Origin of the sequence: Zestomonas carbonaria, assembly GCF_904061905.1 — a bacterium.
Taxonomy (GTDB): Bacteria; Pseudomonadota; Gammaproteobacteria; order Pseudomonadales; family Pseudomonadaceae; genus Aquipseudomonas; species Aquipseudomonas carbonaria.
The window spans coordinates 126,575-138,562 of record NZ_CAJFCI010000045.1; the positions used below are offsets into that span (position 1 = coordinate 126,575).

Here is an 11,988-nt window from a genome sequence, read left to right on the forward strand (position 1 = left end):
TGCCATCCTTCTCGGGATGTCTAGGGAAAATAACAACCCAGGAGACATTTCCATGACCATGCGCATTTCCATGCGTCGATTCGCCGCCGGACTGGCCGCCCTTCATTTCGTCATGGTCGCCCAGGTGCCGATGGTCCAGGCGGCGATGATCGACACCCCGCAGGTTCTCCAGCAACAGCAGCAACAGGTCGATCGCGATCAGTTGCGCGCCATGCTCGACGACCGCCAGGTGCAGCAGAAACTCGAGTCCCTCGGTGTCGACCGTGCCCAGGTGGAGGCGCGTATCGATAGCCTGACCCCCGCCGAACTCGCGCAGTTCAACCAGCAGTTGCAGCAGGAGCCGGTCGGTTCCGGCGTGGTCGGCATCATCGTGCTGTTCCTGGTGATCTTCATCATCACCGACATGCTCTGCGCCACCGACATCTTCACCTTCATCAAGTGCATCCGTTGAGTGCACTGCGTGCGGCGGCCCTGTTGATCGCGGGGCTGCTGCTCGCCGGTTGTGCCGGCAAGGTGCAGTTGCCGGAAAGCAGCGAGCGGTTGCCGACGGCGGTGGAGCTGGTCGACACGCCGTTCTTCCCGCAGGAGGACTACCAGTGCGGCCCGGCCGCGCTGGCCACCGTGCTGGTGCAGCGTGGTGTGGAGACTTCGCCGGAAGAACTCGTGCCGCGCGTCTACCTGCCGGCGCGGCAGGGCAGCCTGAAGCTCGAGCTGGTCGCCGCCGCGCGGCAGAGCGGGATGGTCGTCTACCCGCTGCAAGCGCAACTGGACGCGGTGCTGGCCCAGGTGGCGGCGGGCAATCCGGTGCTGGTGATGCAGAACCTCGGCTACGACTGGTGGCCGCAGTGGCACTTCGCGGTGGTGGTGGGCTACGACCGTTCCCGTGAGGAGCTGGTGCTGCGTTCGGCGACCAGCAAGCGCTGGATCACCGACTTCACCACTTTCGACAACACCTGGCGGCGCGCCGGGCGCTGGGCGGTGGTGACCCTGCCGCCGGAACGGCTGCCCGCCGAGGCGCAGTTGCAACCCTGGTTGCAGGCCGCCAGCGACCTGGAGGAAACCGGCCGGCGCGAGGTTGCCGAACGCGCCTATCGCACCGCCGCCGAGCACTGGCCGGATGAGCCGATGCCGACCTTCGCCCTGGCCAACGCGCGCTATGCCGAGGGCGACCGTGATGGTGCCGAGCAGGCATTGCGCGACAGCCTGCGGCGGCGGACGGATTTCGCCATTGGCTGGTTCAATCTGTCGGAAGTGCTGAACGAGCGGGGTTGTGCGGGACAGGCCGGGGCCGCGCGGGCTTGTGCGCGGAAGTTGGCGCCTGATGATCAGCGCCTGGCTGTGCCGCTCGATTCGCCGGGGCGGGGGAGTGGTCGTTGTGTGGCGATTCCGGTTTGTCCGTAAGTGGGGAAGGTCTGGTGGTTGTCTTCAGCCGCGTTCCCACCCCAACCCTCTCCCTCCGGGAGAGGGTTGGGGTGAGGGGCGGAGCTGATCCTTGGCACCCAAACCTAAGAAAACGCCGCCCGATACTGCCCAGGTGTACCACCGACAGCGGCGCGGAAGCGGTTGCTGAAATGGCTGGCGCTGGCGAAGCCGCAGGCCAGGGCGATCTCGCCGAGGGACAGGGTGCTGTCGCGCAGTAGTTGGCAGGCGCGCGTCAGGCGGCGGGCGAGCAGGTAGCGGTGCGGCGGTACGCCGAAGCTGGTCCGGAACATCCGTGCGAAATGGTAGGGAGACAGCGCCACCAGGGCGGCCAGGCCATCCAGGTCGAGCGGCTGGTCGAGGTGCTGTTCGATGTAGTCCTGCAACAGGCGGCGCTGGTGCGGCGCCAGGCCGCCCTTGAGATGCGGGTGGTGGCGCGGGGCGACCTGGGTGAGCAGCAGGTGGCCGAGCAGTTCGTGGGCCAGGCTGCTGGTCAGCAGGCGCTCGCCGGGCTCGTTCCAGTCGAGGGCGATCAACTGGCGGAAGCGCCGGGCCTGCATGGGGTCGTCGAGGAAGGTGCGTTCGTGCAGTTGCAGCTCGCGTGGCTCGCGGTCGAACAGTCGCAGGGAGTCGAGGGCGAAGCGTTCGGCGCCGATGTACAGGTGCGCCAGGCGGATCTCGCCGTTGATCACCCAGGCCGATTCGTGGCCGGCCGGCAGGACGCAGAGTTTGTCCGGCGCGCCCTTGTCGTACGGGCGTTCGCGGCGGAAGGTGCCGGTGCCGCCGGCCAGGTAGCAGGACAGCGTGTGGTCGCGCGGGCTGTGGTATTCGCGGGCGTCGTGGTGATTGCTCCACTGCGCCAGGGCCATGCCGTCGCCCAGCTCGGCGCTGCGCTCGAGGCGGGCGTGCGGCGAACTGGCGAGCGACTGGAACACCTGATTCTGGTCGAGCTGGATCATGATCGGGCCACACTGTTGGATGCCTCATCCTACCCCGTGGCTGGGCGAGCGCCAGCCCGGCGCGGCGAATAAGCGCAAGTTTATGCAAGCCGGCCTGCCGGGATGCGCGGAGACTGGCGGCATCGACTGCGGAGCCTGCCATGAACCTGTCGTTGTACCTGCTTACCGTCCTGATCTGGGGCACTACCTGGATCGCCATCAAGCTGCAAGTGGGGGTGGTCGCCATCCCGGCGTCGATCGCCTACCGCTTCGCCCTGGCGGCGCTGGTGCTGTTCGTCGTGCTGCTCGCCAGCCGGCGCCTGCAACGGCTCGACGCGCGCGCCCAGGCGGTCTGCCTGACGCAGGGCCTGTGCCTGTTCTGCCTGAATTTCATGTGCTTCTACACCGCCAGCCAGTGGATTCCCAGCGGGCTGATCGCCGTGGTGTTCTCCACCGCCACGCTGTGGAACGCGCTGAATGCGCGGATATTCTTCAAGCAACGGATCGCCGCCAACGTGCTGGCCGGCGGTGCGCTGGGGCTGCTCGGCCTGGGGCTGCTGTTCTGGCCGGAGCTGGCTGATCACCAGGCCAGCCGGGAAACCTGGCTGGGCCTCGGCCTGGCGCTGCTCGGCACGCTGTGCTTCTCGGCCGGCAACATGCTTTCCAGCCTGCAACAGAAGGCCGGCCTCCGGCCGCTGACCAGCAACGCCTGGGGGATGTTCTACGGCGCCTTGCTGCTGGCCGGCTACTGCCTGGCCAGCGGCACGCCGTTCGACTTCCAGTGGACCACCGGTTACGTCGGCTCGCTGCTCTACCTGGCGATTCCCGGCTCGGTGATCGGCTTCACCGCCTACCTGACCCTGGTCGGTCGCATGGGACCGGAGCGCGCGGCCTACTGCACGGTGCTGTTCCCGGTGGTGGCGCTGAACATCTCGGCGTTCGCCGAGGGCTACCAGTGGACCGCGCCGGCACTGGCCGGCCTGGGATTGGTGATGCTGGGGAACGTGCTGGTGTTTCGCCGGCCGAAGGTGGTGGGCGTGGGGGTACCGGCGCGCACCGCTTAGCCAGTGCCGGCGCATTCGTGAGCGCTCCGCTCGCTGCCGTCAACGCCAGGGGCATTGATCTGGATCAATATTTCCTCGGTTAGACGCTGTACAAAGTGCCATCATTTCGGCATTAGCGAATCGAACATGGATCAAGTCGGTCGACCGCTCCGGGTCATCTGCAACGACAGTGGCCTGGCGAGCGCCCTGGAACCCGTCCTCTCCACCCTGGCTCCCGGTTGCGAATTGCTGCGCGATCCCTGCGATTGCAGCGCGCTGCCTTTCTGTCGCTGGTTCGCCGCGCGCCTGGGGCAGGCGGGCCAGGTGCAGGTCGCGCTGGCCGAGGCAACCGAGGTGCTCGAACGGACCCGCCACGCTTTCAAATCGCGCGAACTGGGCCTGCTCAGGCGGCGCCTGCAGGCGCTCCTGGAGGAGTTGGCAAGCCAATCGCAATGATGTAATTATGCCATCGGTGGTCCCAACCAGCGGGGTGGGGACCGGCTTTGCCGAGCAGGACTCAGGGCCTGAAAGACGAAGCGCCGCGACTCACGTTTCCGACCGGAACGTGCCGTCACGGCGTTTTTTTTTGCCCAGGAAAAACAGGCCGTTCAGGGAGAAGGGGATGAAGGCGACAGAGGAATTGCTGGAACTGCTGCGGCGCATCCGCCTGGACCGCGAGGAGGTGGCCGAGCGCCGGCGCTTCCTTGATTGGCACGTGGACGATGCGCTGCGGCTGAAGCAGGCCGCCGAGCGCATGGCGCCGTCGCAGCAGTCGTTCGTCGAGCGCCTGTACGGCCATCTCGGGAATTTCGCCACGCCGTCCGCGCTTCTGCGGAATCCCGAGGATGTCGCGCGCCTCAAGCACAGCCAGGTCGGCTATTACCAGCGGCTCTGGGCTGGCCCGTTCGATGAGGACTATGTCGGCGGGCGCCTGCGGGTCGGCCTGATCCACCAGCAGGTCGGCCTGGAGCTGAAGTGGTACCTGGGCGCCTACTGCCTGTACCTGAACGACATGCTCGCCGAACTGTTCCGCGAGCATCCCGATAGCGGCCTGTTCTCCAGCCTGTTGAAGGCGGTGTTCTTCGACATGACGCTGGCCATCGACACCTACAGCGCTGCGCAGATCAAGGCCCTGGAGGACAGCGAGGCGCGCTTCGCCCGGGCCCTGCGCGGCGCCAACGACGGCATCTGGGACTGGCACGTCGGGCTCGACCGGCTGTATGTCTCCGAGCGCTGGGCCAGCATGCTCGGCCTGAGCCGCGACGCCATCGGCGAGACCAGCGCCAGTTGGTTCGGCCGCGTCCACCCCGACGACCTGCCGGCCCTGCGGCAGGCCATCGATGCGCACTTCCAGGGCAAGACCGCTTCCCTGCATCACCAGTACCGCATCCGCCAGCAGGATGGCGACTACCTCTGGGTGCTGGTCCGTGGCGTGGCCGAGCAGGCGGGCAACGGGCAGTGGCGCATGGCCGGTTCGCAGACCGACATCAGCGCCAGCAAGCGCACTGAGGCGCACCTCGAACACGCGGCCCGCCACGATCCGCTGACCGGCCTGGCCAACCGCGCGCGGCTCGACGAGCAGTTGCAGCGCATCCTGGCGCGCCAGAACAAGGGCGGCGCCGGCGAGGCGGCGCTGCTGTTCATCGACCTCGACCGCTTCAAGCTCATCAACGACAGCCTCGGCCACACCGTCGGCGATCGCGTGCTGGTGGAAGTGGCGCGGCGCCTGAACGACTGCCTGCGTCCCGGCGACCAGTTGTTCCGTTTTGGCGGCGACGAGTTCATCGTGCTGCTCGACGGCCTGGGCAGCAGCGGCGATGCCGAGCGCGTGTCCCAGCGCATCCTGGCCCGGTTGCACCAGCCGCTGGAGCTGGACGAGAGCACCCTGATCGTCAGCGCCAGCATCGGCATCGCGCCGTTGCAGGACAAGGGCAAGACGCTCGATGCCCTGCGCGCCGCCGACCTGGCCCTGTACCGCGCCAAGGAGGCCGGCAAGGCGCAGTTCGCCCGCTACAGCGAGGAGCTGCAGATCGTGGTGCAGCGCCGCCTGGAGCTGGAGTCGGCGCTCGGCCAGGCGCTGCAGCGTGGCGAATTCGAGCTCTACTACCAGCCGATCTGCCGTCTCGACCGGAGCCCGCCGTGCCTCAGCGGCGTGGAGGCGTTATTGCGTTGGCGCCAGGGCGAGCGGCTGGTGGCGCCGCTGGAGTTCATCCCGGTACTGGAGGAGTCGGGGGAGATCGTCGCCGTCGGGGAATGGGTGCTGCGCCAGGCCTGCCGCCAGGTGCGCGCCTGGCAACTGGGCGGGCAGGAGCAACTGCGCTGCTCGGTGAACATCTCCAGCCGGCAGTTGCAGCAGCCCGAGTTCGTGCCACGACTGATCGACATCCTGCGGGAAACCGGCCTGCCGCCGACCAGCCTGATCCTGGAGATCACTGAAAGCCTGCTGATGCAGGACAACCTCGAAACGCTGGTCAGCCTGCGCGAACTGGCCGGCCTGGGCGTGCAACTGGCGCTGGACGACTTCGGCACCGGCTATGCCGCCCTCGGCTACCTGGCCCGCTTCCCGCTGAACATCCTCAAGGTGGACAAGAGCTTCATCGGCGGCATTCCCCACGACCACGAACTGAACACCATCGCCCGCGCGATCATCGGCCTTGGTCGCAGCCTGGGGCTCGAAGTCGCCGCCGAAGGGATCGAGGACGCCGAGCAACTGGCGTTCGTGGTCAGGGAGGGCTGTCACTACGCCCAGGGCTACTGGCTCGGCCGGCCACAATCGAGCGCCGACATGCAGCGCCTGTTCGACGGAGAGGCCGGCCCGGAGGGCGACTGGTGCCTGCTGCCGGCCGACGACCATCGCCACGCCGTTTCCCGGGGGAAACCATGAAAATCAATCTGCCGGTCAGCGGACGCGCGGTCGAGGTCGATGCCGCGGCGAACATCCTGTCCACTACCGATCTCAAGGGCCGGGTCACCTACGTGAATCCGGATTTCGTCCGCATCAGCGGATTCAGCGAAGAGGAACTGCTTGGCGTCAGCCACAACCAGGTGCGCCACCCGGACATGCCGCCCGGGGCCTTCGAGCACCTGTGGCGGACGCTCAAGGCGGGACGCTCGTGGATGGGTGTGGTCAAGAACCGCTGCAAGAACGGCGACCACTACTGGGTCAGTGCCTATGTCACGCCGGTGCTGTGCAACGGCGAGGTGGTGGAGTACCAGTCGGTGCGCAGTCGCGTGCCGGAGCACCTGGCGGAGGCCGCCGAACGCCTCTACGCGACGATGCGCGATGGCGGTCCTCGCCGCTGGCGCTTTCCGGTGTTGCCAATGCGATTGCGCCTGGCCCTGGGCGTGGCCGGGCTGAATCTCGCGGGGTTCGCGGTGCTCGGCTGGACGGGCGGGCTTGCCTGGTCCGCCGTGGCGGCGGTGGCGCTGCCTGTCAGCCTGTTGCTCGGTGGCCTGGTGCATGGCGGCTTGCGTCCCCTGGACGAGCTGGCCGGCAAGGCCCGCGCCATGGCCGACAACCCGCTCGGCCAGAAGCTCTACAGCGGGCGCGACGACGAGTTCGGGCAGATCGACTTCGCGCTGCGCATGCTCGAAGCCGAGGTGAAGGCGGTGGCCGGACGCATCGCCGATTCGGCGTGCCAGTTGAGCCAGGAGGCGGGCAAGCTGGCCGACGCCCTGGAGACCAACGGGCAGGCCACCTTGCAGCAGCAGGGGGAGACCCGCCAGGTGGCCTGCGCCATCGGCCAGATGGCGGACAGCGTGCAAAGCGTGGCGCGCAATGCGCAGTTGACGGCCAGCGCCGCCAGTGCCGCCGACCAGGAAACCGGGCATGGGCGCGACCTGGTCGAGCAGACCCGCCGGCATATCGACAGCCTGGTCCAGGAAGTCGGCCATACCGGCTCGGCGATCGATCGCCTGGAGCTGCATGGCCAGGAGATCAACCGTGTGCTGGAGGTGATCCAGAACATCGCCGAGCAGACCAACCTGCTGGCGCTCAACGCCGCCATCGAGGCCGCGCGTGCCGGCGATGCCGGGCGCGGTTTCGCGGTGGTCGCCGACGAGGTGCGCGGCCTGGCCCAGCGCACCCAGCATTCCACGGCGGAAATCCAGGCGATCATCGAGACCCTGCGCGAGTCGACCAGCGACGCGGTGGCCGCCATGCAGCGCAGCCAGGACAAGGCGCAGGCCAGCGTCGAGCAGGTGCGGGAAGCGGTCGAGGCGCTGAACGGCATCAACCAGCGGGTCGGCGACATCAGCGCGATGAGCGTGCAGATCGCGGCGGCGGTGGAGGAGCAGAGCGCGGTGGGCGAGGATATCCAGCGCAACCTGGAGGGAATCCGCGTGGCCACTGACAGCACGGTCGACGCCAGTGGTCACTGTCGCACAGCCTCGAACCGCGTGGCCGCCCTGGCCGGGCGCCTGCAACTGCTGGCCGAGCAGTTCCGCGGTCCGCGCTACGGCCGTTGAGCGCCCGGCGTCAGGCCTTGCGCCATGCCTGCGGGTTGACCAGGTCGCGCGGCCGTTCGCCGGCCAGCGCGGCGAGCAGGTTGTCGACGGCGCGGTCGGCCATGGCCTGGCGGGTTTCGTGGGTGGCCGAGCCGATGTGCGGCAGGGTCACCGCCTGGGGCAGGGCGAACAGCGGCGAGTCGGCCAGCGGTTCCTTTTCGTAGACGTCCAGGCCGGCGCCGCGAATGCGTTTTTCCTGCAAGGCCTCGATCAGCGCCGCTTCGTCGACCACCGCGCCACGGGCGATGTTGACCAGGATGGCGGACGGCTTCATCAGCGCCAGTTCGCGGCGGCCGATCAGGTGGCGGGTCTGCGCGCTGAGCGGCACCACCAGGCAGACGAAATCCGCCTCGCCGAGCAGTTCGTCGAGGCTGCGGTACTGCGCGCCGAGTTCCTGTTCCAGCGCCGGCTTGCGGCTGTTGCCGCTGTACAGCACGTTCATGCCGAAGCCGAGCCGGCCGCGCCGGGCGATGGCCGCGCCGATGTTGCCGAGGCCGACGATGCCCAGGGTCTTGCCGTGCACGTCGCAGCCGAACAGGGCCGACTCGACGGTGCGCTTCCAGTTGCCGGCCTTGGTCCAGGCATCCAGTTCGGCGACCCGCCGCGCCGCGCTCATCAGCAGGGCGAAGGCCAGGTCGGCGGTGCTTTCGGTGAGCACGTCCGGGGTGTTGGTGAGCAGGATGCCGCGCTGGGTGAGGTAGTCGACATCGTAGTTGTCGTAGCCGACCGAGATGCTGGAGATCACCTCCAGGCGTTCGGCGCTCCGCAACTGTTCCTCGCCCAGCGGCCGGCCGGCGCCGATCAGGCCGTGGGTATGGGGCAGGGCGGCGGCGAACTGGGTGGCGATGTCGCCCCGTTCGGGGCTGGGCACGATCAGTTCGACATGGGGTTGCAGGCGTTCGACCAGCTCGGGGCTGACGCGGTTGAAGGCGAGTACGGTCTTTTTCATCGGGACTTCTCGTGGCGGCGGGACGAAAGCCTGGCACGTTACCATTCCCGGCACCGCCACGGGGCCCTGGCGCCGCACTTGCGTGCGGTTATCGGTGGGGCGGCGGCTCCTTCCGCCGCCCCCGCGAAGGCGCCGGGTCAGAAGTCGACGCTGTAGCTCAGGCTGTAGGTCCGGCCACGGCCCTTGTAGTCGAACAGTTCGGTCGGCGCCAGGCTGCCGTAGAACACCTGGGCGCGCTGGCCCCAGACGGTGGTGTAGTCCTTGTCGAGCAGGTTCTGGACACCGAAGTTGAGGGTGCCGACCGGCAGGACCTGGCTGCCGAGCAGGTCGAAGGTGGTGTAGCCGTTGATCCTGTGGTCGTTGCCGTCGAAGCGGCCGCCCACCAGGTTGCCGTCGTCGCTGAGGTTGAAGGTGCGCACGCCTTGCAGGCGCACGGCGGTCTCGCCGTTCTGCCAGCCGACGAAGGCGCTGGCCTTGGACGGGCTGGCGGCGGTGACGTCCTGCTTCTCCCAACTGCCGTCGACCTTCTGCTGCGAGCGGATCGCCAGGGCGCTGGCGCCGACCTGCCAGTTGTCGTCCAGCCAGTAGCTGAACTGGCCTTCCAGGCCGTAGTTGCGCTTCTTGTCGGAGAGCTGCTCGACCAGCAGGGTGCTGCGGTTGTAGGTGATGCTCTTGTCCGACCAGGCGTAGAAGGCGGCCAACTGGGCGTCCAGGCTGCCGTCGTGGTGGCGCCAGCCGAACTCGACCTGCTTGGTCTTGATGCCGTCGAGCGCCGATTCCTCGACGTTGACGCTGTTCTGCAACACCCAGCGGCCGTCCATCGGCGCGGCGCTGTACACGCCCTGGCCGTAGTACTTGGCCGGGTCGGGCAGCTCGAAGCCTTCCGAGTAGTTGGCCCAGACCTGTTGTTCCTTGCTCAGCTTGTACACCGCGCCGACGTTGTAGAGGTCGACGTCGTAGTCCTTCTCGCCGCCGGGGATGACGTCGGCGCTGTTGCCGATGCCCTTGCTGATGGCGATCTGCTGGGTGGCGCCGACGAAGTCGCCGATCTCGGTGGTGATCCACTGGCGCCGCCAGCCGCCGGACAGGGTCAACTCGTCGGTGGCCTTCCACGACAGTTGGGCGAAGCCGGAGCGGCTGTCGGTATCGATGCCCGGGTAACGGCCGATGCGGGCGTATTCGTTGGCGTCCAGGCCGCCGCTGGCCAGCGCCGTCGGCAGGTCGAACATGCTCTGGCTGGAGGTGAAGTTCTCCCACTCGAAGTCGGCGCCGTAGTTCAGGCTGACGCGATCCCATTCCTTCACCAGCACGGCCTTCAGGCCGTAGTAGTCGGTGTCCTGCTGGGAGGCGGAGTAGTAGGAGGTGAGCGGGTTGACCGCGCCGGCGCCGTTGAAGCGGATGGTCGGGAAGGGCTGGAAGGCCATTTCCTCGGAGCGGTAGTAGGCCTGCAGGTAGAAGTCCTGGCCGAGCACTTCGGGGGCGTGGTAGGTGGCGTTGTACTGTTGGCGCTCGGTCTTCGGTTCGAGGTCGTAGTCGGCGCCGCTGCGCATGTCGAAGTCGCTGGCGCCGCGCAGGGCCTGGAAGTCCTGGCCGAGGTAGAGACCCTTGTCGCTGTCGTAGCCGGAGTCGTACCACTGCGCGCCGAGGCTCAGGCTGTGGCCGTTGGCGAAGACGAAGTCGAGGCTGCCCATCACGTCGATCGCCTGGTTGTATTGCAGGTCGGTCTGGGTGATGTCCATCAGCACCTGGTCGCCGCTGCCATCGTAGGCTGCGCCGTTCTTCTGGTAGGCGACGGAGAGGCGGCCGTTGACCTGTTCGGTGCCGCCGCTCACCGACTGCGCGGCGCGCCAGTCGTGGTCGTCGCCGTGGCCGAGGCCGCTGCGCACGCCGATCTCGCTGCTGAAGCGCGCCGCGCCGGCCTCGCCCTTCTTGGTCACGATGTTGATGATGCCGCCAGTGGCGCCGCCGCCGTACACCGCGCTGGCGCCGGAGAGCACTTCGATGCGCTCGACGTTGAACGGGTCGATGGAGTCGAACTGCCGGCTGATGCCGCGTGAGCTGTTCAGCGACACGCCGTCGATCATCACCAGGGCGCTGCGGCCGCGCAGGTTCTGGCCGAAGTTGGTGCGACCCTGCGGGCCGATGTCGAGGCCGGGGATCAGTTGGCCGAGGGCTTCCTTGAAGGGCACGCCGGCCTTGGTCTGTTCCTGCAGTTGCGGGCCGTCGATCACCCAGACGGTGCCCGGCAGCTCGCTGATGCTGGTCGGCGCGCGGGAGCCGATCACCACGGTGCGGTCGACTTCCACGGCCAGGCCGGAGAGTTTCAGGGTGTAGCCGCCGTCGCCGGCCACCGCGCGCAGGCCGGTGCCTTCGAGCAGGGCGGCGAGGCCCTCGGCGACGCCGTAGCTGCCGTCCAGGCCCTGGGTCTGGCGGTTGGCGGTAAGCTCCGGGCTGAACGACAGCAGCACGCCGGCCTGTTCGCCGAAGCGGTTGAGCGCCGGTTCCAGCGGCCCGGCGGGGATGTGGAAGTGCAGGCGGCTTTCCTGCTGCTCGGCGGCGACCACCGGCAGGGCCGGGGCGAGGCCGGCGACGCTGAGGCCGAGACCGAGGAGGATGGGTTGCATGGCGCGGCTGAGCGGCGTGCGGGCGAAGCGGGCAATCGAAGACATCGGGGCTTCTCGTGCAAGGTGGTTAGAGATTCTCTGCTTGCCTTGTCACGCGAGGGACGGAAAAAGGTTCAGCGCGGTGGGAATTTTTTTGCGGGCTTTGGTCGGGGGTGTCGTTGGGGGGCTGTGCAGGTGTTCGCCGGAATGGCCGTGGTTGCTCCTGCCTTGCTGCGCATGGAGCACCCGACGAGAGCCATGCGGCATGCTTGTGGTTTATCGAAGCCCTTTAGGCTCTGTACGAAAAGTGCCTGCGCTCGGTGATGCGTCGTTAAAAACCGGTTCGGATGCTCATTTACAACTCGTAAACTCCGCTTCCTCACCGGTTTTTGCCTAGCCTGACCTTCGCTCGACGACTTTTCGTACAGACCCTAGTGTGGTGTTTCACAAGTAACGCTCATATTCTGGTCTAGGCTTTCAGTATCAGAAAAGCACCGGAGCAACGATATGAGAACTGGCCGTCCCGCTTC

9 protein-coding genes are annotated in these 11,988 nt (G+C 67.6%); 6 read left to right on the top strand and 3 right to left on the bottom strand.

What is annotated here, in order from left to right; all coding sequences use genetic code 11:
* Nucleotides 1–52: 52 nt before the first annotated feature.
* Nucleotides 53–451 carry a PA2779 family protein gene (locus PSEWESI4_RS12085; protein WP_187671444.1) on the top strand — a complete coding sequence of 133 codons (399 nt, stop codon included), beginning with the start codon at nucleotides 53–55 and terminating at the stop codon, nucleotides 449–451.
* Nucleotides 448–1,401 carry a PA2778 family cysteine peptidase gene (locus PSEWESI4_RS12090; RefSeq protein ID WP_408004303.1) on the top strand — a complete coding sequence of 318 codons (954 nt, stop codon included), beginning with the start codon at nucleotides 448–450 and terminating at the stop codon, nucleotides 1,399–1,401. The genes PSEWESI4_RS12085 and PSEWESI4_RS12090 overlap by 4 nt, the downstream gene beginning before the upstream one ends.
* A gap of 104 nt (nucleotides 1,402–1,505) precedes the next feature.
* Here PSEWESI4_RS12090 and PSEWESI4_RS12095 read toward each other — a convergent pair whose 3' ends face one another.
* A complete protein-coding gene (locus PSEWESI4_RS12095; RefSeq protein WP_187671445.1) occupies nucleotides 1,506–2,378 on the bottom strand; it encodes a helix-turn-helix domain-containing protein in 873 nt (290 codons plus the stop codon).
* Nucleotides 2,379–2,518: 140 nt separating this feature from the next.
* Here PSEWESI4_RS12095 and PSEWESI4_RS12100 point away from each other — a divergent pair, with 140 nt between their 5' ends.
* The 4 genes from PSEWESI4_RS12100 to PSEWESI4_RS25570 all read left to right on the top strand — a co-directional run bounded on the left by PSEWESI4_RS12100 (nucleotide 2,519) and on the right by PSEWESI4_RS25570 (nucleotide 7,867).
* On the top strand, nucleotides 2,519–3,421 hold the full coding sequence (locus PSEWESI4_RS12100; RefSeq protein WP_187671446.1) for a DMT family transporter: 903 nt from the start codon (nucleotides 2,519–2,521) through the stop codon (nucleotides 3,419–3,421).
* Between the two features lie 126 nt (nucleotides 3,422–3,547).
* The gene (locus PSEWESI4_RS12105) at nucleotides 3,548–3,856 is read left to right on the top strand and encodes a hypothetical protein (RefSeq protein WP_187671447.1); all 309 of its coding nucleotides are present in this window, start codon (nucleotides 3,548–3,550) and stop codon (nucleotides 3,854–3,856) included.
* A 166-nt stretch (nucleotides 3,857–4,022) separates the two neighbouring features.
* Nucleotides 4,023–6,284: a putative bifunctional diguanylate cyclase/phosphodiesterase gene (locus PSEWESI4_RS12110; RefSeq protein WP_187671448.1), complete on the top strand. Its 2,262-nt coding sequence runs from the start codon at nucleotides 4,023–4,025 to the stop codon at nucleotides 6,282–6,284.
* Entirely contained in the window at nucleotides 6,281–7,867 is a 1,587-nt protein-coding gene (locus PSEWESI4_RS25570) for a methyl-accepting chemotaxis protein (protein ID WP_187671449.1), read from the top strand. Before PSEWESI4_RS12110 ends, PSEWESI4_RS25570 begins: the two co-directional genes overlap by 4 nt.
* A 10-nt stretch (nucleotides 7,868–7,877) precedes the next feature.
* On the opposite strand, the gene PSEWESI4_RS12120 is transcribed toward PSEWESI4_RS25570, so the two are convergent.
* Nucleotides 7,878–8,855 (bottom strand): 2-hydroxyacid dehydrogenase, encoded by a 978-nt coding sequence (locus tag PSEWESI4_RS12120; RefSeq protein ID WP_187671450.1) that lies wholly within the window; start codon nucleotides 8,853–8,855, stop codon nucleotides 7,878–7,880.
* A 137-nt stretch (nucleotides 8,856–8,992) separates the two neighbouring features.
* Entirely contained in the window at nucleotides 8,993–11,524 is a 2,532-nt protein-coding gene (locus PSEWESI4_RS12125; protein ID WP_235978922.1) for a TonB-dependent receptor, read from the bottom strand.
* Nucleotides 11,525–11,988: the final 464 nt, after the last annotated feature.

Coding starts and splice junctions, on each gene's coding strand:
- PSEWESI4_RS12085 (WP_187671444.1), top strand. CDS start 53: ATGACCATGCGCATTTCCATGCGTCGATTCGCCGCCGGACTGGCCGCC.
- PSEWESI4_RS12095 (WP_187671445.1), bottom strand. CDS start 2,378: ATGATCCAGCTCGACCAGAATCAGGTGTTCCAGTCGCTCGCCAGTTCG.
- PSEWESI4_RS12100 (WP_187671446.1), top strand. CDS start 2,519: ATGAACCTGTCGTTGTACCTGCTTACCGTCCTGATCTGGGGCACTACC.
- PSEWESI4_RS12105 (WP_187671447.1), top strand. CDS start 3,548: ATGGATCAAGTCGGTCGACCGCTCCGGGTCATCTGCAACGACAGTGGC.
- PSEWESI4_RS12110 (WP_187671448.1), top strand. CDS start 4,023: ATGAAGGCGACAGAGGAATTGCTGGAACTGCTGCGGCGCATCCGCCTG.
- PSEWESI4_RS25570 (WP_187671449.1), top strand. CDS start 6,281: ATGAAAATCAATCTGCCGGTCAGCGGACGCGCGGTCGAGGTCGATGCC.
- PSEWESI4_RS12120 (WP_187671450.1), bottom strand. CDS start 8,855: ATGAAAAAGACCGTACTCGCCTTCAACCGCGTCAGCCCCGAGCTGGTC.
- PSEWESI4_RS12125 (WP_235978922.1), bottom strand. CDS start 11,524: ATGTCTTCGATTGCCCGCTTCGCCCGCACGCCGCTCAGCCGCGCCATG.